The following is a 22,467-nucleotide window of genomic DNA, read 5'->3' on the forward strand; positions in this document are numbered from 1 at the left end:
TGGACCGCGCCATTCGGTTCGTTTGAATTATTGAGCGCTGGGGTTGTGCTCGAGGGACGACATCAGTGCTTCAATCATTTGGTCAATGCTGAAGCTGGCGGGACGCTGGCTCGGTGGGTAGTCCCGGAAGGTCTGCAGGAAGGGGGCGACGCGCCACACGCCGTATTGGACGAGATAGGCGTTCTTGGCCGTCCAGTCGTAGTACTGATCGGAAACGACGTCCGCCCGTTCGAAAGGATCCATCCGCAGATTGAAAACCTTCGGCACGCGCAGGCATGTGAAGGGATTCGTCCAAACTTCGAAGCCACCGGGCTTGCGTTGCTCGCAGAACACGAGTTTCCAATTGTCGTACCTGTAGGCGACGAGTTGGCCGTCGTCGTTGAAGTAGTAGAAATCGTGTCGCGCGGACTTTGGCTCCTGCCCGGTTAGGTAGCCAAGCTGGTTGTAGCCATCGAGATGGACCTTGAACTGGTTGCCGCCGACCGATGTTCCTTTCAGCAAGCGGTCCTTGACGTCTGAATCGCCGGCGGCGGCAAGCAGCGTCGGAAACCAATCCAGGCCCGACATCATCTCGTTCGACACTTCGCCTGCCTTGACATGGCCCGGCCAGCGGATCATCGCCGGCACGCGGAAGGCACCTTCCCAGTTCGTGTCCTTCTCGCTGCGGAACGGCGTTGTGGCCGCGTCCGGCCACGAGAATTGGTTGGGACCGTTGTCGGTTGTGTAAACGACAATCGTATTGTTGGCGATGTTCAGATCATCAAGCGCTTTCAGCAGCTTGCCGACATCATTGTCGTGCTCGATCATGCCATCGGCATAGTCGTTGCCCGGCATGCCGCTTTGCCCCTTCATCGAGTCGCGGACATGCGTGAAGAGATGCATGCGGGTTGTGTTCATCCAGGTGAAGAACGGCTTGCCCTGCTTTACTTGCCGGTCCATGAAATCGATCGCCGCAGCAGTCGTCTCGTCATCGATCGTCTCCATCCGCTTTGTGTTCAAGGCTCCGGTGTCCTCGATCCTGCCGTCTGCATACGAATGGATGACGCCGCGCGGCGAATTCGTTCTGACGAATTCCTGATCGTCCTTCGGGTAATAGGGCCGCTCCGGCTCTTCCTCGGCATTCAGGTGGTAAAGATTTCCGAAGAACTCGTCGAAGCCGTGCTTGGTCGGCAGGAATTCGTCGCGGTCACCTAGGTGGTTCTTCCCGAATTGGCCGGTGGCATAGCCGAGGGGCTTGAGCGCCTGGGCAACGGTGATGTCACGCGGCTGCAGACCGACGGTCGCACCGGGGATGCCGACCTTGCAGAGCCCGGTGCGTAGGCAGACCTGACCGGTGATGAAGGTCGAGCGACCCGCCGTACAACTATTCTCGGCATAATAGTCGGTGAAGAGCATGCCCTCATGGGCGATACGGTCGATGTTGGGCGTCTTGTAGCCCATCAGGCCTAAGGAGTAGGCGCTGATATTGCTCTGGCCGATATCGTCGCCAAAGATGACCAGGATATTTGGTCTTGCGCTATCTGTACTGGGCGCAGGAGAACTGGGCGCTGAAGATGCAGGGGCCGCTGTGCCTTGGGCCCATGCACTCGACATGAACGGCGCTGAAATCAGCGTCAAGGCGGCGACAGTCGTCGCCCAAAGAAGTCGGCGGGAGAGCTGCGTGTCCATCATCGGCCCTCCCTACGCTGGTCGTTCAACATTTCGCTCTCCTTGTGATAGGGCAGGGGTCTGGCCGCCGCCGGAACTGGATCGTTGTCATCGACCAGGAGAGACTTCTATTTTTGGTGTCTGCGCGGAAGTACGTTACTGTAAACGCGGGGTTGCGCGATGCATCGGATGCGTAAATCCGTACTCACTGGGTCAGGGGTTTCGAGTCCGGAGCTACGCGCAGCGTCTCATCCACATCTGTAGCAGTTTGCCGACCTGACGGCCGCTCTTTCGGACGCGACGGCTGTTCGACGATCGTCAACGGTGCGGCGACGGCCGTGCCAGCGACGGCGCCTACCGTCTTTACGGTGCCGCCGACAACCGCGGCGACACCTTCTCCGACCGAGACGTTGGAATCGGTCAGCGGCTGCCCCGTTATGATCCGCTGGCCGATGAGCTGGACGATCTCAGGGCTTTCGGCGAACTTGCCGTGGTTTGTGCTGTCGCCGGTCTTGACCTTGGTGAGGTCGATGGCGGTGATGCCCGCTTTCTCCAGGCGGGAGCGGTAGGGCTCTTCGGCCGGATTGATCCCGCCCAGGCGTCCGACGTCGCCCGAGATGAATCTCGACGCCGCAAGCGCACGGTCATCCTGCGAAACGAAGAGCGTGAACTTCGGCCTCGGCTCGCCCATCTCAACGAATTGTTTGGCGAAGACCTCGATATCGATATCAGGCGAGGCGAGGATGACATTGTGAATCTTCGGGTCCACGTGTCCATCGCGAATGCCCATTTGCCTAAGTGATTCCATGGCGAGCCAGGTGCCCATCGAATGCGCGAGGATCGTGATGTCCTTGACGTCGGGGTCTTGGGCCAAGACGCGCAGCGTTTGCTCGAGAGCCGTGCGGGAATAATTCGTGCTCTCCTTGTCGTACACGTAGGCGGTAAGCCGGGCACGCGACGGCCAAGTGAAGAGGATCGGCGTAGCATGCATGTTGCTGTCATGAACGATCTGGGCGAAGCGGAAGACCGAATCCTCATAGGTGTTGTTGTAACCATGGATAAAGACGATCGCGTGCCCACCTTCGGTATGTTGGTGGAACCACGCCCGGCCCTCGGGAACCGTGGCGATTTCTTTGACGTGGGTGACAGCGAAGTCGGTGGCGGGATTAGGAGGAAGCTTCTTCGGCCACTGCACCGTTCCGGCCGGGCGCTTCGGCGGAATGGAGATCGCGATGTCCGTCAGATGCGGCTTGGGACTGCGCTCACCGTTGAACAGCGTTGCGGCATCGCCGGAGGGCTGGCGGGTCGTCGCCACGAGCATGTCGACTTGCGCGGTTTTGGGTGTCGCCGCCGTTAGCGTCACTGGCGTCATGACGCCAGTCGGATGGCCGCAGCCGGATAGCAGCAGCAGAATTGCAAGAACAAATGTCTTCCGCATCGGGGCTCCGTCGATCGTTCCGAATCACCATAAGCAGCATGGGCGTGTGGTTAAGTACTTTACGGTAAATTACGCTGGTGAGGAGCTTCGGTATTGGCTTGGTGTCAGCGCTTCCAATGCTCGTTAAGCGTGCTCATCATGCGTGTCGCAACTAAAAGCGTTTACGCGCATTTACAGTAACGTACTTATGTGTCCCGCAGCGTTGGGCAATCCTGTCGCTTGGTGTGAGATCGGCGGGAGGTTAGCGTGAGAAGAGTGCTTTTGGTGACAATGGCAATGCTGGCGATGGCATCGGCCGCTGCCGCCTTTTCGCCCGATGAACTCGCGAAGCGCACGGTCGAGCGCCGTGCGGTGGAGGCGGTGATCTGGGGGCTTCCGGCGGTCAATTATGACCTGATGCTCCAGGAGATGCTCAACAAGACAAGCGGTGAGGTGAACCAGATTGTCTATTGGTCGCGCCCTCTCGATTGGCACAATCAGACCCTGACACCCAATCCGGACGCCATCTATCTGATGGTCTTCACCAACACAAAGGACGTCGGCCCGGTCGTCATTGATGTGCCTCCGGCCGACGGAGGGTCGATCAACGGCAATATCGTCGACGTCTGGCAGATGCCGCTTGAGGATGCCGGACCATCGGGTGCCGACCAGGGCAAGGGCGGAAAGTACCTGGTGCTGCCGCCCGGCTACAAGGACAAGGTTCCTGACGGCTACATTCCACTGGCGTCGGACACCTATGGCGGATACGCGCTTCTGCGTTCCAATCTTGCCAGTCATAGCGATGCTGACATCGAAAAGTCGGTCGCGTACGGCAAGCGTCTGAAGGTCTATCCGTTGTCACAGGCTGCCTCTCCGCCGGAGACTGTCTTCACCGACGCCAAGGACGTCCTGTTTGACTCTACGATCAAATACGACACAAGCTTTTTCAAATCCCTGGGCCGGATCGTCCAGACCGAACCCTGGCTGCAGCGCGATCGAGCCATGATCGACCAGCTCAAGTCGCTGGGCATCGAGAAGGGCAAGCCTTTCGAGCCAGACGCGGCGATAAGCAAGCAGCTCGAAACCGGAATCCATGAGGCGCACGAATGGCTGGAGGCAAAATACGATACCAGTCTGAAGCCCTTTTATGACAAGGGACGCTGGAATTTCCCCGCCGACCCGGAGCTCTTAAAGGCCTCGCAGTCGTCGTTTGAAGAGCCAGATGTCTATCCGGTCGACATTCGTGGTCTCGCTTACAGCTATGCCTATATCGGCATCAAACGCCTCGGCGCGGGCCAATTCTATCTGATCGCCATCAAGGACAAGGACGGGCATCCGTTTGACGGTTCGAAGACCTATCGCCTGAATGTGCCGGCCAACGCCCCCGTGGAGCAATATTGGTCGTTGACCGCCTATGACCGCGAAACACATGCGCTGATCCGCAATATGACCCGCGCGAGCCGCTCGTCACAAATCGCCGATCTGCAGAAAAACGCCGACGGCTCGGTCGACATCTTCATCGGACCGAAGGCACCCAAGGACAGGGAAGCGAACTGGATACCGACCGACGCGAAGCGCGACTTCGAGCTGATGTTCCGTCTTTACGCACCAACGAAGGCCCTCTTCGACAAGAAATGGGTGCTAACGGATGTCGAGCTGGTGAGGAAATGACCAATGGAAAATCGCGCGGTACTAACGCTCAGGCCTTTGAGCGGCTGCGCCCCAAAAGGGTGCGGCCCGTAGTCAGACCAGCCGTTCCGCCACCTCAGCCAATTGATCGATTGTGGCGCCCCATCCGCTGTAAAAACCGAGTTCTTCATGCCGCTTACCTTCGGCCGGACTCTTGTGCAGCACGTGAGCCATGTAGCGAGTGCCGGCGCCTTCGGGCATCAATGTCATGATCGCCGTAATCGCCAGCCACGGTTCAGCGGGGCGCCAGCCTTCGGTGAGCGATGTGGTGAAGATCAGGCGCTGCTCGGGCACGACCTCGAGGAAGCAGCCCTCGACGTGCGGCTCGAATACACCATCGCCTTCGCGCATCAGTGTCTCCAAGCCGCCGCCAGGGTGCAGGTCCAGTTTGATCACCTTGCATTGCAAAGGCGCGGGAATCCACCATCGTTCGAAATGTCTGCGGTCGCTCCATGCCTTCCACACGGCAGAGCGCGGCGCGCCGATAAACCGGGAAATGGTGAGATCAGAGCTTTCCGTTGTCATTGTCATCCCCCCGCAAATCTGGTTTTCGACACATTCGGCCGATCTGTCCCCAGAGCGCACGGTGGCGGAATGCAATGTTTATTTGCTGCCTCGGCGCGGTTCCATAAATATCACGGGAACCGCCACCGTCCTAGCAGCCCGGATAAACGCCTCCCGCGCCGCCTCGGGCATCTCATTTCCTTCGTAGACTTCCAGGCAGATGCGCAAGGCTTCGTCGTAGGCGTGGCTGTGATCCTCTGGCCAATAGTCCAACAAGCAGTCCGCAGCCTCTCGTGCGGTGGAAATGACGACCCGGCCGATTTCGGGAAGATCGACACTAACGGGCTTGGTCCAGACTCGGTCGTACATTCCGACTATAATACTTCCGTTGATCGGGCGCGGCGGCGGAGGAAAGCTATAGTAGCGATCTTGGACAGTCTACGCATGGATCGCCGTAATGTTCCGCCATCTAAGGCTGCATATTGTTGGCGAAGGTGTTCATCGCGGTGCGAGATATCGCCGGTGGGCTTGCGTCGAGACGGTGCGACTGCCCAAAATTCTGCGCTCTGTGTCGCTCGATAGGATGTTCGAACATTCGTCAAGGAGCGTGGCGCGTGGCCGCTCGTGTGAAGACCCATGAGCCAGTCATGGTGACGAATCTGACAGGCTTATGCTGCAGCGTTATCCGCTATGCGTGCTGCAAATGGTGGAAGTGATCCGCATCTATCGAAAAATGCTGAAACTCGGCTTGACGCCACGTCGAAGAACAGTAAGCCCTTTCGTCCATCGGTACTCGCGTTTCGCTAGCTGGTCGAGAGTGGGTGGCGTGCTGGAACCGAGCAAGATTTGCGTGGGTATTTGGCGATCGGCAAACGGACGTGCCGCGAAGACAGATACGGACAGGATGGACATGCCCATGAGCGACGCGTTTGAATCCGACATCTTTGAGCTCGCACCCATCGCGATGTGGATCGAGGATTTCAGCGAGGTGAAGGCGCTGTTCGATCAGTGGCGTGCTGAGGGCGTCCATGACATCAGCGCATTCTTGCGTGAGGATTTGAGCCGGGTAGCCGAATGTTCACGGCGGATTAGGGTTTTGAGCGTCAATCGCAAGACGCTAGAGCTTTTCGAGGCGGACAGCCTTGACCATCTCACTGCCAATCTCTCGAATGTTTTTCGTGACGACATGCTCGAGACGCATGTAAACGAGCTTTCCGATCTATGGGACGGCAAGACGGATTTCAGCAGCGCCACGGTGAACTACACGGTTTCCGGCAAGCGGCTGGACATCCAGTTGCGCGGCTCTGTGCTCCCTGGTTTCGAGAAGTCGCTCGGAAAAGTCCTGCTGACGACTGAAGATGTGACGGCGCGCGAGAACGCCCGACGTGGAGAAATAATCAATCGACGTTATGCAGAAGGCATCTTCGAACATTCGCCCGTCTCTCTTTGGATAGAGGATTTTAGCGGCATCAAGATGCTCATCGACGATGTTCGCGAGCAGGGGATTACCGACTTCCGCACATTCACAGACGTTCACCCCGAATTCGTCCTGCAGTGCATGAGCGAGATCAAGGTCATCGACGTCAACCAGGCGACGCTGGATCTCTTTTGCGCGCCTGATCGGCAAACGCTCCTCCAGCATCTCGGGGATGTTTTCCGTGATGAAATGGAAAAGCCGTTTCGTGAGCAGCTGATGGAGCTTTGGAACGGAAACCTGTTTCATCACAGAGAGGTGGTCAACTACGCGCTCGACGGGACGGTTCGCCACATCCTTCTCCACTTCGCGGTTTTCCCAGGCTACGAGAGCAATTGGCTGCGTGTTCAGGTCGCCTTGACCGATATCACGGCGCGCAAGAAGGCGGAGGCGTATCTTGAATATCTTGGCAAGCACGATGTGCTGACAAAACTTCATAATCGCGCGTTCTACATGGATGAACTCAATCGCCTCGAACGAAAGACGCTTCGGCCTGTCTCCGTAATCGTCATGGACCTTAACGGCCTGAAGGACGCAAACGACACTCTCGGCCACGATGCTGGCGACGCACTTTTGCGCCGGTTCGGCGAAGTTCTGAACGGTGTCGTCTCGCAACCCAACCATGCCGCGCGCATCGGCGGCGACGAATTTGCCATCCTGCTGCCAGGCGCGGATAGGCAGGTGGCATTTGCCATGGTGGAGACGATCCACGAAGTGCTGAAGATCAACAATCAGTTTTATTCGAACGCACCTTTGAGTGTCTCGATCGGCGTTGCGACGAGCGAGCCCGGCGAGGCGATGGAAAGTGTCGTGAAGCGCGCGGATATTCTGATGTACGATCAGAAGCGTGCTTCGCAGGCGGCTCGCTGCGCTGGGGATTGTTCAGCTTCGGCGCCCGGCGACGAGCATAGCGGCGCGTCGTCTTCCGTCTTCGCAAGCAACTGATGCCGCACGCCGAAATCTAGTCGTGGTCGCCGATCTTAAAATCGGCCGGGTCACCAAAGTGATCGGTGATCCGAATGCCGTCGATTGGCGAACGCGAGCGCCGCGGATTGAGGTGTACCTAACGCCTAGGCTGCCTTTGCAATTTCGCAATAAATGATATTGCGGTTTTTCCCAAACCAGACGGATGTTTTTGTCTCCGCATTGCGGGTGCTCGCGTCGGCGATCATGAGCATGTCGCCTTCCGAACGCAGGAGGAGAGGCCAACTCATGAACGCTTCCATGTAACCGTCCACTTCGATTTCTTGCGAGAAGTTCGCAAACAGGAAGGAGCCGCCGGGCTTGAGCATCTCAATGCATTTGCGCGTCAGTCTGGCGGCGACGGGAAACGTCAGATAATCATAGAGGCCCGCAGCATAAATGTAGTCGAAACGACCCAAAGCGTGCTTGTTGGAAAGCAAGCTTTTAACCGAGCCATCCACGGCTTCGACGCAGGTTCCTGCAAAGTCGCGGGCAACCGTCCCAACGCTCAGCGGGTCCTGATCGAGTGCGATCCAGCGCTTGATTCTTCTTTCCTTGAGCGCAGTCGACATCGCCGCTTCTCGAAGATGGCCTGACGCCACCGCGAGGATTTCGGCCGAGCCCGGTCGATCCTTGGCGTGTTCGTCCACCCGTCGTGCAAGGATGTCGCGGCGCTCTCTCACGGCAACGGAGGAGGAAGCGTTTTTGGTGTATTCGTATATCGTTCTGCCCAGCTCGGTGGAGGCCCCGATCTCTGCCTCCGCTTCGGCATGACCATAGATGAAGTCGAGCAGATGCGCGTCGCCCGAATAGCCGCGCGGCTTATCGAAAGACCATCGCGTGAACGGATCCTGAAGCAGGAATTGAGCTACGGCATGGTTCTGCGCAAGGAAGGCTATTTCGCTCCATATGTTGGCATCGAATCGGCGACGGATCTGATGCATTGCCTGAGACAGTCGGCTCACGATCGCATGAGGTTCCACGTTGGATCGGAACTGTTGAAGCGATAAATCGAGTGTAAGAGCAAGTTCCGCCTTGGCCGTTATCATCTGATCCGAAGGGGAAAGGTCGTCTGGCTTTATCGGGCTAAAAATCTGTCCAGGTGCAATGAGACTCTCGCCATCGAACTTAAAGCTTTGTGCCATTATGAACTCCGTTGACGCAACATTAACCACGAATATGGGGATGACAGAACGCGATTGGATTTTGCCCGTCAAGAGGGTATTTCTAGTAATGCGAGCAAAAACTCGCGGTTAAGACGAACGGAAGTTTGGAAGCGGTGAGCCCAGGTTCATCGGCAGCAATGCTCGGAGGGCGTCGCCGCATGTTCTATGAAGGAATGTCTTCAGAACGGATTGCATCTGCAAATCTCGCAAAGGCCTCTTTTGCGGATGCGGACTGCGCTGTGCCGACTGAAAACTTCCGTGGCTCCCTCTTGGAGATGAGGGCTGCCTATGCCGCGGAAAATGATCTCGCCCGGCGGCAATCCACGCATCGCGGCTTGTGGATGGCAGTTGTCGTCTACGTCGCCTTTGCCGTCCCTGACGTTTGGCTCATTGCGGATGTCGCGCCGCTGACGATCGCCCTGCGGTTTGCTACTGGGGCCATCGTGCTCATGGCCTTTGAGATTTTGAGGCTGGCGAAGGCGAAGACCATTTGGCTGGACGGCACCTGCGCTTTGGCGCTGATCTTAGGCTACGTCGCCTGGCTTTGCCCGGCCGTCACGACAAAATATGTGACGAGCATGTCGTACTACATGATCTTCGGCGCGATTTTTATGATGGGCGCGAACCTGTTCTTCAGCTTCTCGTTTCGCCTATCCGTCCTGACCTCCGGCACGGTGTTGGCCGTGTTTTTTGTGGCGCTCTACGGTTTCTTTCCATCGACACCGGTGTACCAGCTCGCCTTTGGACTGTTTTACATCTCCTGTTTTGTATTCACGTCGTTCGTGAACTGGCGCCTGAATGTTGAGCGCCACAACGTGTTCTTGAATGCGACGGAAGCCCGCCATCAGCATTGGGAGGCGGCCGAGCGCGGAAAGGCCTTGCTGCGTCTTTCCCACACTGATTACCTCACAGGCATCGAGAACAGACGCGCGATCGATCGACGGCTGGATCAGTGCTGGAACGCTTGGAAAAACGACGGCAGCGAATTCTCTGTCATCCTTATCGACGTCGATTTCTTCAAGCGCTTCAACGATCGCTACGGCCATCAGGAAGGTGACCGATGTCTGACCGTCATCGCTACGACGCTTCAGAAACTAGTCGAGCGTCACGAAGGGATTATCGGTCGGTATGGCGGCGAGGAATTCATCGCCGTCATGCCTTTAAAGGCGCAGCATGAAGCAACCTACATAGCGGGGGAAATTCGACACCAGGTCGAGGCACTCGCAATCAGGCATGAAGAGCGGCCGGACGATACACAGTTCGTAACGGTGAGTGTCGGTGTTGCTTTGATCAGCGAACGATCGGGAGCGAAGGTGGAATGGCTCGTGCGTGAGGCCGACCTTGCGCTCTACAACGCAAAAGCTTCCGGCCGCAACTGCGTTCGAACATTCGATCCGACACTGCGGCGTCCGAACGAGGATGCTGGAAAATTGGTGCCGCTGCTGGCGGCCGCCATCGATCGGAGGCTGGTATCGCTGGTCTATCAACCGATATTCGATCTCAGGGACGGCCAGATGAAGGCCGTCGAGGCTTTGATGCGGCTTCGTCTGCCCGATGGAACCTCCGTGCCGCCGAGTGTCTTCATCCCCATAGCGGAGCGGACTGGATCTATCGTCGAATTGGGCCGTTGGGCGATCAAGACGGCATGTCAGGACATCCTGGCGTCCGACCGCATGGCGACAGTCAGCGTGAATGTCTCTCCGGTGCAGCTCAGATCTCCCGGTTTCGCCATGAGCGTTGCAGCTATCCTAGAGGAAACCCGAGTCTCCGGGTCCCGGCTTGCGTTGGAAATCACCGAGGGCTTGGATATGGAGATGCAACCCGAGGTGCTGCAGTGTCTCGCCGATCTCCAGGCGCTTGGCGTTGAAATTTGGTTGGATGACTTCGGCTCTGGTTATGCTGGATTGTCGTGGCTCCGGGCAATCGAGTTCCATACTGTCAAGGTTGACCGAACCTTCCTGCATGATTGTTCGGACGAGCGTGGGCTGACGATGTTGCAAGACATGGTCGCGCTGATACGCAACCGCGGGAACACGATCCTCGTGGAAGGCGTGGAGACCGAGGCTCAAATGTCCGTCCTCCAGAACCTCAGCATCGACCGAGTCCAAGGGTTTCATCTGGGCAGGCCGGTGAGTGCAGATCTGTTGGCGCTCACCGCATAGCACCTCACAGCGAGCAGTCTGCAAGACACTCAGGCCATAGCGGCCTGAGTGTCTTGCAGATGCAATGATTGCTCTGATTCCCTGGGACGAGATATTCAGAACATCTCAGCAGTGATGAGCGGTGTCTTATCCTCCTGTGCGGCAATTGCTCTGGCTTGATAGAGAGCCGCATGTCGATCCTCTGGCAATCGATGGTAAACGATGGATAGCGCAGACGTGGTTATGCCGAAACGAAGGCACATCGGGCAGATGATCTCGACGTGGTCGCTTACGCGCGGCAGCTTTTCCGCGGCTTCAGCTTCACAGATCGGGCAGGTAACGCTCATCAGCTAGATCCTTTGTTGTGGAGCAGCAGTCCGGATCAATCTTGTGAGAGACCGGTCTATTTATCGACGAAATCCGCGTTGGCTTGCTCCTGCGCCTCACCGCGAACATTATCACTCCCTCTCTGGCCGCAATACCGCGCCACAAGAGCAACTGAGAGTTATAACATTATCATATTAGAGTAGAGGGTTAGCTACGCATAGCCCATAGACCCGCTTGTACGGTCGAATCGAGCGGCGTAGCATCCGAACATGAAATCGGCAGACGACGGCGGCGATAGCCACCTGCTACGAATTGCCGGTGGCTGGATCGTTGGACTGCTGGTTTCAAGGCATCACGATCGGCCAGCTTTCGTATCCGTCTGTCGATTTCATGCGTGTTCATTGAAATGCCAAAGTGGCTCCTCTTACTGTTGCACGATCTTCGCCATGATTGATGGCGTTCGGTCGATGTCAGCACCATGGAACGTTTGTTCATTTGAGGCGAGACAGGAGCATCGTTTCTGATCCCGCCTGATGAGTCGAAGAGGATTTTCAGGCGGCATGTTGAAAAGTTATAGCCAGATCAAGAGCATTCAGTATCTGCGGGCCGTGGCGGCGATTTCCGTCGTCTTCTTTCACGTCAGTGAGACATACGGCCTTGGATTCAAGATCGGAGCTTCCGGTGTCGATATTTTTTTCGTGATCAGCGGCTTCATTATGTGGGTCACGACACAGGGAAAATTGATGAGCCCGCGGCAGTTTATGTCGCGGAGAATTTCGAGAATAGTGCCGATATACTGGATTGCGACGATCGTGACGGCTGTTGTGATCATAGCGAAGCCACTGTTCTTTTTCGACTCGGATCCGAGTGCTACGAATTTTATCGGCTCGCTGTTTTTCCTGCCTCTTATCAAGGATGACGCATTGCATCCCGTCGTGGTGCAGGGTTGGACCTTGTCCTATGAGATGTTCTTTTACCTCATCTTTTCCATTTCGTTGCTGCTTTCAGAGTTCAATCGATTTTGTTTTTTGATGATGGCTTTGGTTCTGATCGTTGTCGCGCATTCCCAGATGCCTTTCAGCTATGCGCGCGTTTTTGCCGCGCCGATGATTCTAGAGTTCGCGGCGGGCGTCATCATCGCGCGCCTATGGACATCGAGTTTCAGAATTCCTTTTCATATCGCTGTGGCTTTGATGGTAGGCGGGTTTGTTTTGCTGCTGATCAGTGCTTGGCTGACCGATCTCGATCGCTCCCTTCGCTGGGGCGTGGCGGCCGCTCTTCTGATATTGGGCGCGGTTTTTGCCGAACGAGAGCGAGGTTCGCCGGAGCTGGCGGTCATGCACTTCCTGGGGGACGCCTCCTACTCAATTTATATCTGGCATGTGCTCACCGCTGTCGTGGTGACCGCGATCCTGTTGCGCATCGGGGTACCGCACCTGGCGCTTCCCTTGCTCGTCGTGGCCGGCTCGCTGGGACTTTCCCTGGTTTGCTACATCCTCATCGAACGCCCGATGCTTCGACTGATGCGCCCGTCTCGAACAAAGACAGTGCCCGAATAGCAGTCGACGTTACGAGGCTAAAGTCTGGTGCGTGGAGTGCGGATGGAGAAAGGGCGAGTGCGCGGCGGCGACCTGTTGAGCAGGGCAGTCTTTGCGCCCTGATCCTATTGATGGGGTCCGACGCACCGAAAATTGAGGTTGTTCAGCATTATCGACAGCGCAAGACAAACAGGGGCGAAAACCTATGATAGTGTTTTCAAAGCTTCTATGGTTGAATGCAACGCAAAATCCATGTAACATTCAATGCTACAAAAATATTGAGAGCGGTCACATGAGAGACCGATTTGTCAGATTTGCGGGAATAGGCTGTATTTCCGCAGGCTTGTTTCCGTTATTGTCCGATTTTGCTTCGGCTGGCTGTTGGTCAGCTTTGAAAAGCCCGGAATGGCGACAAATAGCTTCAATAATTTCTAGTGCAAAGCTATGCGAACAGATGCCCGCAGGACCAAATCGCACCAGGAGACTTGAAGTCACCGCCGTCGATTTCTGCACGGCTCCCAACGGCGTTTCGATCACCGCAAACGTATCTCTGACCTGCGGATCGAGTTCGGAATCCTTCCAGCAATTATCACCACTGGACGGCAAGGTCGTGGCGACGGTGACGATGGATATCGGCGCATGCAGGATAACGGATTCGGATATCAATATCAGTGGCAAAGCCGGCGAACTCCTGTCAGGCCTGCCACAAACACAGGAATTTCTGCGCAATTGGGCGCAGATACGGCTGTCGAATTTGTGCGGGATGCAATGATTTGGCTATGGGCGCCGGGGGCGGGCGCTGTTTCCGGATCGGCCTGCTGCGATGTCTCCGGACGTTGGAAGAGTGTCGAGTCTGACGCAAGTGACAATTCGCGCAGCTTTCAGCGCCGGACTTTCTTAGCGCAAAAATAACTATGGAACCGCGGTCGCCTCGCAATATCCGTGGATGGCGTCCAAGGTTGGCACAATCCTGACATTTAAAGCGGTGTGTCTGCGCGAATTGATGGACGATGGCGCTGGGGCGCCAGGCTGATCGCATCAGCTGGCCACCGGCAGGTCGCCTGGAAAGTATTCCATCGCCGCTATATGTGCGCCGGCAAGAAGATTTAGTTGGGGGTTCGCGGAATAGTCGCCAATAGTTCAGGTAATAATGTTAGTTTGATTTGAAGTAATTCGAATTTTGCGGGAAAGGGCGGAAGAAATATCGATCTCAATGGAACAATTCTATCTCATGTTAAAGGAACATGAGGAATGCCGCTTTTCTCAGAAAGCTTTGTCGTAGCTATAGTGGCGGCAACAACGGCCCCAAATATGCTCACATCTGGCGGAAAAAACATTGCGAGACGAGAGTCGCGGGAAAGAATAGGATTTTGCCAGGCTTCGCACCCTTTAGCGCTCGACATCGCGCTGGTCGCCAACTAGAAACCCAGCGACAAATGGCGATGCTCTCCGACCGTCCTGCGTTAGGGCCACGGGGAGCAAAAAATCTCAGGGTTGATTTCCTATGCTGATCGACAAGCTGGCTCCCTTCGAAGAAGCGTTGGTTGGAAAACGGATACTGGTCACCGGCAATACTGGCTTTACAGGCGGCTGGGTTTGCCTGTGGTTGAAGGCAATCGGCGCGGATGTACGAGGCTATTCTTTGCCGCCTGAAACGTCGCCATCTCTTTTTGACGCGATCGGAAGCGCCGAAGAGACTACGTTCGGGGATATATGTGACCAAAGTCTATTTCATGAAGCAGTTTCGCGCCTTGAGCCAAATTTGATCCTTCATCTTGCTGCTCAACCCTTGGTCAGGCGTTCTTATGCCGAGCCGCTTCGGACGTTTCTGGTGAATGCGCAAGGCACGGCAAATGTGCTGGAGGCCGCGCGAACGGTGAAGAGCGTTCAAGGCGTTCTTTGCATCACTACCGACAAGGTCTACAAAAACAATGAATGGCCTTGGCCTTATCGTGAGAACGACCCCCTTGGCGGCAAGGACCCTTACAGCGCCTCGAAAGCGGCGGCTGAAATGGTGATCCAAAGCTATGCAGCATCTTTTCCAAGCAATCTTGGTAAAGGTCCTGCGGTCGCTACCGCCCGTGGTGGCAACATAATCGGGGGTGGCGATTGGTCCGAGGATAGGCTTATTCCCGACTTTGTTCGCGCTGTTGTCAACAATGATCGATTGACGCTCAGGTATCCGGAAGCGACGAGGCCCTGGCAGCATGTGCTGGCGCTGGCGTATGGATATATTCTCATCATGGCAGGTTTGGTCTCGGCGAACCCTGCAAACTTTGCTAAGGCCTGGAACCTGGGTCCGCAGGATGTCAGGCAGTACACTGTTCGGGATGTGCTGACCTTGATGTCGGATGCTTGGAAGCGGCCTGATCTTGCCTTTATGGATGATCCATTGCCCGAAGCTCGGGCCTTGGCCCTGGATAGTACGCTTGCTCGAAACCAACTCGGTTGGAATCCGCCCTGGACTACGGAACAAGTCGTCAGAGAGACGGCGTCCTGGTATCGGCAATTTTATGACAATCCCGCCAATGTCGTGGAAATAACGTTGAAGCAAATCAATGCGTGGCGCGAGAAGATCACACAATGATCTTTGTTATCGGAGGGACGGGGCGACTAGGGCGCGCAATCGCCGCGCGGTATGGCGACGCCGAGACGATGGCGCCGCGACGTGAGGTCTATCAAAATTGGTGGATGTCGAATTCTGCCGGCGCTATTTGCGAATATTTCAAGCCTTGGGAAGGCAGTAACTCAACGATATTTGTGGTTTCCGGATTGCTTGATCCTCTGGCAGGCGAGGAGGAGATCTTGAAGGTCAACTATCATCTGCCCAAGAACCTCATCGAAGGGGCTGCCACACTCGGAATCCGTGTTGTCACTTTCGGCACGATAATGGAAAGATTGTTGTCACAGGGCAATCGATACGTTCAAAGCAAGGTTACCCTGGGCCGCTATGTCGCGGAAACTGCCGAGATCAACCAGCGTGTCGCGCATGTGAGATTGCATACCTTATACGGATTGGGACGGCCGTCTTCCTTTATGTTCCTGGGACAGATACTTCATTCGCTGCGCACTCGATCGCCCTTCGAGATGACGCTCGGGGAGCAATTGCGCGAATATCATCATTTCGACGACGATGCCGACGCCGTATATCGTCTTGCTGAAAACTGGCGAGCGGGAGTCGTCGACCTCAATCATGGTCGCCCGGTAACCTTGCGAGAGATCGCTACGACGTTATTTTCCGCTTTCGGCGAAAAGGATCTGCTCAAGATAGGAGCGCGGCCGGAGCCAGCGGAGGAAAACTATGACACGTCATTCGATCGGCCTGATTTCCTGGCAAATGTCAAATTTAGAGATGCTTTGCCAGCCATCGTCAAATACATAGAGAATTGCTAGCTTGATCTTCGCCGGAACTATTATGACCGAAAGTGTAGTTATAAGAGAGAAACCGCTAATCTCGATTTCGATTCCCGTTCTGAATGAAGAAGGGAACCTTCGGTCACTCTATGCCCGATTGGCGGCGGTTGCCGCTAAAATGGAGGAAAAATGCGACCTGGAATTCGTATTCTCGGACAATCATTCGAGTGATGAAACCTGGGCCGTACTCTCCGAACTGGCCCGCGATGACCGGCGGATCAAGGCGATACGGTTTTCCAAGAATTTCGGATTTCAGCGCTCCATACTTGCCAACTACCTGCATACTCGGGGCGACGCAGTCATGCAAATTGACGCGGACTTACAAGATCCTCCCGAGATGCTCGAAGCTTTTTTTAAGTTGTGGCAACAGGGTTATCAGGTCGTTTATGGCGTGCGACGCAGTCGCCCGGAAAATATTCTCATCTCCGGCTTCCGGCGTTTCGGCTATTGGTTCATCGACAAATTGAGTGAGCATCCAATACCCCGGGATGTCGGTGATTTTCGCTTGATCGACAGGAAAGTCATAGAGTCACTTGCGAAGATCAAATCACCGCACCCTTATTTGCGGGGAATGATCGCCGGTCTTGGTTTCGCCCAAACGGGCCTTGCTTATGACAGGGATGCGCGAGTTGCAGGTCAGAGTAAATTCAACGTCACGCGCTTGATCCGCTTGGGCATGACTGCGGTTTTGAACCATTCCACAGTACCCTTGCGCGCCGCTTCCTTCCTAGGAGGCATCATATTGGCGGCGAGTTTGCTTGGCGCGATTTATTACGTGGTGTTCCGTATCCTTCACCCCGAACTCCCCCAGGGTCTGGCAAGTATCCACATCCTTGTTCTCTTTGGCATTGGGTTGAATGCCTTCCTCTTGGGCATTATCGGCGAATACCTTCTGAGAATATATCTCATTTTGCGCGCGGAACCGGTTGCGATCGTTGAGCGGAGTCTGAATTTCCGGGCATCGGAACTCAAATTGTAGGAGCGAAAGTTCTATGAAAGCGGTAATACTAGCCGGAGGTCTGGGCACTCGTATCGCTGAGGAATCGGATACGAAGCCGAAGCCTATGGTTGAAATCGGCGGGCGTCCGCTCCTTTGGCATATAATGAAGATCTATTCTCATCATGGGATCAATGATTTCATTGTCTGTCTCGGTTACAAGGGGTACGTGATCAAGGAGTTCTTCTTCAATTACCACCGGCATATGTCGGACATGATCATCGATCTCGGAGTCGGCGATCATAAGATCCTCAATAGCCAGTCCGAAAATTGGAACATCACACTGGTGGACACTGGTGCCGAAACGATGACGGGCGGTCGGCTGAAGCGCATCGCCTCGTATCTCGGTGATGAAACCTTCTGCATGACTTACGGAGATGGGGTGGCCAATATCGATCTTCGGGCGGAGATTGAATTCCACCGTAACCACGGAAAGATCGCGACGGTCGCGGCTGTGCAGCCGCCGGGCCGGTTTGGCGTTCTCAACATAGACCAAGCGCACTGTGTTACGAGCTTCGAGGAAAAGCCAAGCGATGAGATCGGATGGATCAATGGCGGCTTCTTTATACTCGAACCATCCGCCATCGCCTATATCGGCGGCGACTCGACGTCCTGGGAGCGCGAACCCCTATCTAATCTGGCACGGGACGGCCAGCTTTGCGCATTCCACCATAGCGGCTTCTGGCAGCCATGCGACACGCTGAGGGACAAAAGGGAGCTCGAGGGCCTTTGGTCGCAGAACAAAGCCCCCTGGCGCGTGTGGACTGATTAATGGCCAAGGTAGCGAACGGAAATAAACTGGCATGGGTCCGCCATGTCGTCGGCGCCGGAATTACGCTGATTTGCATTGGTGCAATTGCCTGGCAGATAAATGCCAAGGACGTATTGGATGCAATCGAGCATTTCCGATGGGTCTATCTTGTGTTCGGCATCGCCTCGCTGGCGGCGGATTACGCGCTTAGAATATTGCGCTGGTCGATCATGCTTCGTGCGGCCGGTGTTGCCGCAACATTTGAAAACTGCGCCGCACCTTTTCTTGGTTCCATCACTCTGAACAATATATTGCCTCTGCGGCTTGGCGATGTTGTTCGCGCCCTTGTTTTTCCCAAAGCAATGGGTGCGGCCAAGACGACGGCTGCCAGTAGTCTGGTCATGGAGCGGCTCATTGATCTGATGACGTTGCTCCTCTGTCTGACACTTGGCCTCGCTGCCGCCACCGCCGCAGCAATTCCGCCGTCTCTCATTGAAACGGCCGTCCTCATGGCGGTGGTCGGCGGACTTGTGCTTTCACTCGGCTTTCTCTTCAGCGGCAACCTTGCGCAGTTTTTCAATCATCTCGGGCAGCGCGCGCCGGCGGAAGCGCGGTCTGGTCCGCTATCGAAGGTCTCAATCGGCCTCAGTGGTCTGTTTGGAAGCTTTGAAGCCATGTCTCGTCCGGCCGTATTGGTTAAGTTGATACTAATATCGATGCTTATCTGGGTTGGGGAGGCCGGTTTGTTTTATTTCGTCCTGCTCGGTTTTGGCGTGGAAGCAAAAATCTCAACTGCTCTTCTGGTGATGGCGCTGGCAACCCTGTCGACTCTGGTGCCCTCTTCGCCGGGATATATCGGGCCATTTCATTTGGCTGCTTTTTTTGCGATCTCGCTGACGGGCGGGAGCACTGCTTTGGCTGGCAGCTACGCCGTCTTAGTACATCTAGCGCTTTGGATACCGACGACCGTTGCGGGCGCAGTTGCGATATGGATGAGTCCGGCCCTGTTCAGGGCGGCTCGTTCCGATGAAACCGTTATAGGGAAAAGTGAAGCCATATGAGTCAGTACGATGTTGTCATAGTGGGAGCAGGATTCACCGGGCTCACAGCGGCTTATGTCCTGGCAAAGCAGAATAAGAAGGCCCTTGTTCTCGAGTCAGACTCCACGCCCGGTGGGCTCGCGGGGACCTTCGAGTTCAACGACGGCGTAAAGCTCGAAAAATTCTATCATCATTGGTTCAACAATGACGTCTACGTTCCTGAGCTTGTGAAGGAACTTGGCATGGAAGGCGACATCCTCCTTCTGCCTACCAGAACTGGAATGTATTTCAATGGCCGAATATGGCGGCTTTCATCTCCATTGGATTTGCTTCGATTCAATGCGCTGTCGATCATTGATCGCGTGCGGCTTGGCTTGCTCGTTTTTCAGGTGCGCCGTATTCGCGACTGGAAGTCCATTGAGCATTTGAGCATTCGCGAATGGCTTGAAAGTCTTTGCGGGCGTAGCGTTTATAAGATTGTGTGGGAGCCGCTTGTCAAAGCCAAGTTTTCAGTTTTCGCCGAAGCCGTCAACGCTGTTTGGATGTGGAAGAAGCTGGTCCTGCGTGGTAGTACGAGAAACAGCAAGGGTGGCGAGGAGCTAGCCTATTTCAAGGGGGGCTTCGGTAGGCTCGCGGAAGCGATGGTCAAATCTATTCGCGAACATGGCGGCGAGGTTAGGTTCGGCACCTCCGTAAAAGCCGTGAAGGCAAGCGACGGGAGAGTTCAAGCTCTTGCAACAGATGCAGGTGATGTGGTCGGCAATAAGTTTATTTTCACTCCGTCGTTTCCGCTGATCGCAAATATGTTCGAGGACGTGGCCGATCCGAAATGGCTGGCTGGGCTTCGAAAAGTGAAATATCTTGGAAATATGTGCCTAGTCCTGCGCCTCAGGCAAAGCCTTTCGGAGACCTATTGGTTGAATGTGAACGATCCCGGCTTCCCATTTGTTGGCGTGATCGAACATACCAATTTTGATCGCCCAGAGAACTACGAGGGATCGCATATTGCCTATCTTTCAAGATATTTAGCTGTTGAAGATCCGGTTTGGGCCTTTAGTGATGAGGAATATTTCCAATTCGCATTGAAGCATTTGAAGAGAATGTTTCCTGCGATGGAAGAATCTTGGATCGTTGATTACAAGGTTTGGCGCTCGGAATATGCACAGCCGGTCACTGAGCGAAGCTTTTCGGATTATGTTCCCGGAAATGAGACACCGTTTGAAAACGCTATGATATCAACCATGGCACAGATCTACCCAGAAGACCGCGGAACGAATTACGCGATCAGGGAGGGCCGGGCGATTGCAACGAAGATCTTTGCAATCGCCGAGTAAGCGATTGTCAGCCGGTAAGGTCGGATCTGCCCGAATTTGATCGGTATCCCAGCCGGCGAGTTTTCGGAAACCCGCAGCTGGAACCTCAGTGACGGTTGATCGCGTAGCGCCGACGATTCACAATTCATGGCAGGTCGACAAATCCGGGCTTAGGCGGCTTTTGGGCGGCCAGTGCGCGCACCTTTTCGGGGAGCGTGGTATCGATGCAGCGCGCTGGCACGGACACATTTGCTATGGCCGGGTTTTCGACAGGGTTGATGAGCGCTCTATGACAATTCGGACCTACGACTCCAGCCAGGTCCGGATAGGCCGCTCGCTCGCCGAGGCCTGAATAACGCTCAAAGTAGATTTCCGGCGGCGGCGTATATAGACGAGGCGCTAGTCGTTGGACGGTATAGGACAATAGTGTCGGCGTATCGTATTTTTCACCGCTTCCCGGCCAGAAGATGATACACGCGCTTACAAGCGACAGCATATAGTAGCCAAAAGCAATTGGCCGCGCCTTGTACGCCGCATGGGTCCACCGTATTGCCGCGAGCACAAGTGGAAATGCTAGAGGAATGTACCAAAGACCGTAACGAGCTGGTCCCGGAGTAGCTCCGGAATTCATATTGGTCGTTGCTGATTGTGCATACAGGCAAATCACAGTGAAGAGGAAGGCATAGACGGCGAATGGCAGGCGGCCGCCTGGGAACTTGGAAGGATATCGCCATGCGACCCAGATGCCGAGGCAACTAGCGATGACGCCAGCGGGCCATGCGGGAAGAATTCCCAGATCCAGATCCACCAACCAGACATAGAAATATCGAAGATTGGTGCCCATACTTGCGCCGCCTGCCAGCAATTGCGGTGTAAATACATGATAGCGCAAGAAGTAATAGGCTGGATGTATTGCAGCAAAGATTGCGGTCAGCGCTAGAAGCAAGAATTCTACGCCTGTAAAGCGAAGCCTCTTTACGGCGAGAAAATGGGCGCACATGAAAAAAGCAGGTGCGGCAATTGGCGGATTTTGCGTAGATGCTATAGCTAAGAAAAGGGCGCTGAGGGGAATCTTTCGATCACAAAATGCAATGACCGATGCGAGTACCAAGCAAAAGGTGAAAAGCTCACTATGCACCTTATTAAAGTACCAGATCATCGGTGACGAAAAGAATAGGAATGCGACTGACGCTACGCCCATCCATCCGAAGGCCCTTTGCGCCATGATCATTGGCGCCGCCAGCAACAGCGCATGCAAAATCGAAAACGCAAGTACCGGATTTATATCGTGACCTAGAATGTGAGGGATAAATCCGACAACTGCAGCAAGCAGACTATATAGCCAAAAATGGTTAAAATCCGCCGTGTCGCCCACCTTGAGAGCCGGAAAACTATTTGCAAGGTCGGAAGGGCCAACCATGCCCCCTATCGAATGGGCGTCGAATAGAGTGCTATAAGCAGCCCAGCCTTTGTCTGTCATCCACGGTTTAAGCGTCGTTAACCAGGAAAGATACATTGCAAAATACTCGGCGCCGTCACCAACGCGCAGATAGGGCAACCGGAGTGCGAGCCCCGCAAAAACGGCCGCTAGTGTAAGAGTAATAGCCAGGGATGCTGATCGTATTGTCAAGTCACTTAAGTTCCAGTGCGCCAGTCAGGCGAAATAGCGTGCTTCCTTGCGTCCCGTATTTCGCGGCACGCAACCGAATCTCGGATACCACAGAGTCCTTCGTGATCCGCAACAAAAATTGCTAGCACTAGATATAAATGTCCGTTCCGGCTAGGACGCATCTATCCATGCACTGTCGCCGGCAGCGCAACACTTCCATCCATCATTTGCGCGTCAGCGGCAAGATGTCGTACAATCTTAACGCGAATTGTCGGCGTCTTCCCAAGAGATGGTTGAGGCTGTTCGTCGCCAACCTTCACGATCGGTACGAAAAACATCTCCCCCGCATTCGATAGGCCCTCGCGGCGCAGCGGCACCAGTGACCTTGCCCCGTTGAAATAATCCATTTTGAAGTAAGCTCTGGCCCATTGAGAGGACCAGGGAATGAAGCGCAACCGTTTCACGGACGAACAAATT

The 22,467-nt window shown here is 55.1% G+C and carries 18 protein-coding genes and 1 pseudogene; 11 read left to right on the forward strand and 8 right to left on the reverse strand.

Features of this window, described 5'->3' with window-relative positions:
• Positions 1–27 precede the first annotated feature (27 nt).
• Positions 28–1,668, reverse strand: a complete 1,641-nt coding sequence (locus PY649_RS27700; RefSeq protein ID WP_285872115.1) for an arylsulfatase — start codon at positions 1,666–1,668, stop codon at positions 28–30.
• A 184-nt stretch (positions 1,669–1,852) separates the two neighbouring features.
• Positions 1,853–3,085: an alpha/beta hydrolase gene (locus PY649_RS27705; protein WP_285872093.1), complete on the reverse strand. Its 1,233-nt coding sequence runs from the start codon at positions 3,083–3,085 to the stop codon at positions 1,853–1,855.
• Positions 3,086–3,331: 246 nt separating this feature from the next.
• On the opposite strand from PY649_RS27705, the gene PY649_RS27710 reads away from it, so the two are divergent.
• The gene (locus PY649_RS27710) at positions 3,332–4,735 is read left to right on the forward strand and encodes a DUF1254 domain-containing protein (protein ID WP_285872094.1); all 1,404 of its coding nucleotides are present in this window, start codon (positions 3,332–3,334) and stop codon (positions 4,733–4,735) included.
• A gap of 72 nt (positions 4,736–4,807) precedes the next feature.
• On the opposite strand, the gene PY649_RS27715 is transcribed toward PY649_RS27710, so the two are convergent.
• Complete coding sequence (locus PY649_RS27715; protein WP_285872095.1) at positions 4,808–5,278, reverse strand: SRPBCC family protein; 471 nt, start codon at positions 5,276–5,278, stop codon at positions 4,808–4,810.
• A gap of 78 nt (positions 5,279–5,356) precedes the next feature.
• Complete coding sequence (locus PY649_RS27720) at positions 5,357–5,626, reverse strand: DUF982 domain-containing protein (protein ID WP_285872096.1); 270 nt, start codon at positions 5,624–5,626, stop codon at positions 5,357–5,359.
• A 547-nt stretch (positions 5,627–6,173) separates the two neighbouring features.
• Between PY649_RS27720 and PY649_RS27725 the strand changes: the two genes are divergently transcribed.
• Positions 6,174–7,676, forward strand: a complete 1,503-nt coding sequence (locus PY649_RS27725) for a sensor domain-containing diguanylate cyclase (RefSeq protein WP_285872097.1) — start codon at positions 6,174–6,176, stop codon at positions 7,674–7,676.
• A 125-nt stretch (positions 7,677–7,801) separates the two neighbouring features.
• Here PY649_RS27725 and PY649_RS27730 read toward each other — a convergent pair whose 3' ends face one another.
• A complete protein-coding gene (locus tag PY649_RS27730; RefSeq protein ID WP_285872116.1) occupies positions 7,802–8,839 on the reverse strand; it encodes a class I SAM-dependent methyltransferase in 1,038 nt (345 codons plus the stop codon).
• 296 nt (positions 8,840–9,135) lie between these two features.
• Here PY649_RS27730 and PY649_RS27735 point away from each other — a divergent pair, with 296 nt between their 5' ends.
• Positions 9,136–11,022, forward strand: a complete 1,887-nt coding sequence (locus PY649_RS27735) for a putative bifunctional diguanylate cyclase/phosphodiesterase (protein ID WP_285872117.1) — start codon at positions 9,136–9,138, stop codon at positions 11,020–11,022.
• 95 nt (positions 11,023–11,117) lie between these two features.
• Here the strand turns inward: PY649_RS27735 and PY649_RS27740 are convergent, their stop codons facing one another.
• Entirely contained in the window at positions 11,118–11,348 is a 231-nt protein-coding gene (locus PY649_RS27740) for a hypothetical protein (protein ID WP_285872099.1), read from the reverse strand.
• A 540-nt stretch (positions 11,349–11,888) separates the two neighbouring features.
• Here PY649_RS27740 and PY649_RS27745 point away from each other — a divergent pair.
• The 8 genes from PY649_RS27745 to PY649_RS27780 all read left to right on the forward strand — a co-directional run bounded on the left by PY649_RS27745 (position 11,889) and on the right by PY649_RS27780 (position 20,402).
• Positions 11,889–12,887, forward strand: coding sequence for an acyltransferase family protein (locus tag PY649_RS27745; protein ID WP_285872101.1), 999 nt, complete (start codon positions 11,889–11,891; stop codon positions 12,885–12,887).
• A 271-nt stretch (positions 12,888–13,158) separates the two neighbouring features.
• Positions 13,159–13,638 carry a hypothetical protein gene (locus PY649_RS35340; protein ID WP_490385307.1) on the forward strand — a complete coding sequence of 160 codons (480 nt, stop codon included), beginning with the start codon at positions 13,159–13,161 and terminating at the stop codon, positions 13,636–13,638.
• Positions 13,639–14,370: 732 nt separating this feature from the next.
• Positions 14,371–15,453, forward strand: coding sequence for a CDP-glucose 4,6-dehydratase (rfbG, locus tag PY649_RS27755; RefSeq protein WP_285872105.1), 1,083 nt, complete (start codon positions 14,371–14,373; stop codon positions 15,451–15,453).
• Positions 15,429–16,259: an NAD-dependent epimerase/dehydratase family protein gene (locus PY649_RS27760; protein WP_285872107.1), complete on the forward strand. Its 831-nt coding sequence runs from the start codon at positions 15,429–15,431 to the stop codon at positions 16,257–16,259. The genes rfbG and PY649_RS27760 overlap by 25 nt, the downstream gene beginning before the upstream one ends.
• Positions 16,260–16,281: 22 nt before the next feature.
• A complete protein-coding gene (locus PY649_RS27765) occupies positions 16,282–17,259 on the forward strand; it encodes a glycosyltransferase family 2 protein (RefSeq protein ID WP_285872108.1) in 978 nt (325 codons plus the stop codon).
• A gap of 13 nt (positions 17,260–17,272) precedes the next feature.
• The gene (gene rfbF, locus PY649_RS27770) at positions 17,273–18,049 is read left to right on the forward strand and encodes a glucose-1-phosphate cytidylyltransferase (RefSeq protein ID WP_285872110.1); all 777 of its coding nucleotides are present in this window, start codon (positions 17,273–17,275) and stop codon (positions 18,047–18,049) included.
• Positions 18,049–19,089, forward strand: coding sequence for a lysylphosphatidylglycerol synthase transmembrane domain-containing protein (locus tag PY649_RS27775; protein WP_285872111.1), 1,041 nt, complete (start codon positions 18,049–18,051; stop codon positions 19,087–19,089). The genes rfbF and PY649_RS27775 overlap by 1 nt, the downstream gene beginning before the upstream one ends.
• Positions 19,086–20,402, forward strand: a complete 1,317-nt coding sequence (locus tag PY649_RS27780) for an NAD(P)/FAD-dependent oxidoreductase (protein ID WP_285872113.1) — start codon at positions 19,086–19,088, stop codon at positions 20,400–20,402. Before PY649_RS27775 ends, PY649_RS27780 begins: the two co-directional genes overlap by 4 nt.
• Positions 20,403–20,526: 124 nt before the next feature.
• On the opposite strand, the gene PY649_RS27785 is transcribed toward PY649_RS27780, so the two are convergent.
• Together PY649_RS27785 and PY649_RS27790 are read right to left on the reverse strand one after the other, a co-directional pair.
• Positions 20,527–21,897: a hypothetical protein gene (locus tag PY649_RS27785; RefSeq protein ID WP_285872114.1), complete on the reverse strand. Its 1,371-nt coding sequence runs from the start codon at positions 21,895–21,897 to the stop codon at positions 20,527–20,529.
• Between the two features lie 275 nt (positions 21,898–22,172).
• A pseudogene (locus tag PY649_RS27790) lies at positions 22,173–22,467 on the reverse strand (hypothetical protein); the annotation flags it as partial.

Source organism: Rhizobium mayense, assembly GCF_030272705.1.
Taxonomy (GTDB): Bacteria; Pseudomonadota; Alphaproteobacteria; order Rhizobiales; family Rhizobiaceae; genus Rhizobium; species Rhizobium mayense.

Excerpts from the sequence above, each read along its gene's own strand:
- PY649_RS27700 (WP_285872115.1), bottom strand. The coding sequence starts at position 1,668 with ATGGACACGCAGCTCTCCCGCCGACTTCTTTGGGCGACGACTGTCGCC.
- PY649_RS27705 (WP_285872093.1), bottom strand. The coding sequence starts at position 3,085 with ATGCGGAAGACATTTGTTCTTGCAATTCTGCTGCTGCTATCCGGCTGC.
- PY649_RS27715 (WP_285872095.1), bottom strand. The coding sequence starts at position 5,278 with ATGACAACGGAAAGCTCTGATCTCACCATTTCCCGGTTTATCGGCGCG.
- PY649_RS27720 (WP_285872096.1), bottom strand. The coding sequence starts at position 5,626 with ATGTACGACCGAGTCTGGACCAAGCCCGTTAGTGTCGATCTTCCCGAA.
- PY649_RS27725 (WP_285872097.1), top strand. The coding sequence starts at position 6,174 with ATGAGCGACGCGTTTGAATCCGACATCTTTGAGCTCGCACCCATCGCG.
- PY649_RS27730 (WP_285872116.1), bottom strand. The coding sequence starts at position 8,839 with ATGGCACAAAGCTTTAAGTTCGATGGCGAGAGTCTCATTGCACCTGGA.
- PY649_RS27735 (WP_285872117.1), top strand. The coding sequence starts at position 9,136 with ATGAGGGCTGCCTATGCCGCGGAAAATGATCTCGCCCGGCGGCAATCC.
- PY649_RS27740 (WP_285872099.1), bottom strand. The coding sequence starts at position 11,348 with ATGAGCGTTACCTGCCCGATCTGTGAAGCTGAAGCCGCGGAAAAGCTG.
- PY649_RS27745 (WP_285872101.1), top strand. The coding sequence starts at position 11,889 with ATGTTGAAAAGTTATAGCCAGATCAAGAGCATTCAGTATCTGCGGGCC.
- PY649_RS35340 (WP_490385307.1), top strand. The coding sequence starts at position 13,159 with ATGAGAGACCGATTTGTCAGATTTGCGGGAATAGGCTGTATTTCCGCA.
- rfbG (WP_285872105.1), top strand. The coding sequence starts at position 14,371 with ATGCTGATCGACAAGCTGGCTCCCTTCGAAGAAGCGTTGGTTGGAAAA.
- PY649_RS27765 (WP_285872108.1), top strand. The coding sequence starts at position 16,282 with ATGACCGAAAGTGTAGTTATAAGAGAGAAACCGCTAATCTCGATTTCG.
- rfbF (WP_285872110.1), top strand. The coding sequence starts at position 17,273 with ATGAAAGCGGTAATACTAGCCGGAGGTCTGGGCACTCGTATCGCTGAG.
- PY649_RS27775 (WP_285872111.1), top strand. The coding sequence starts at position 18,049 with ATGGCCAAGGTAGCGAACGGAAATAAACTGGCATGGGTCCGCCATGTC.
- PY649_RS27780 (WP_285872113.1), top strand. The coding sequence starts at position 19,086 with ATGAGTCAGTACGATGTTGTCATAGTGGGAGCAGGATTCACCGGGCTC.
- PY649_RS27785 (WP_285872114.1), bottom strand. The coding sequence starts at position 21,897 with ATGTATCTTTCCTGGTTAACGACGCTTAAACCGTGGATGACAGACAAA.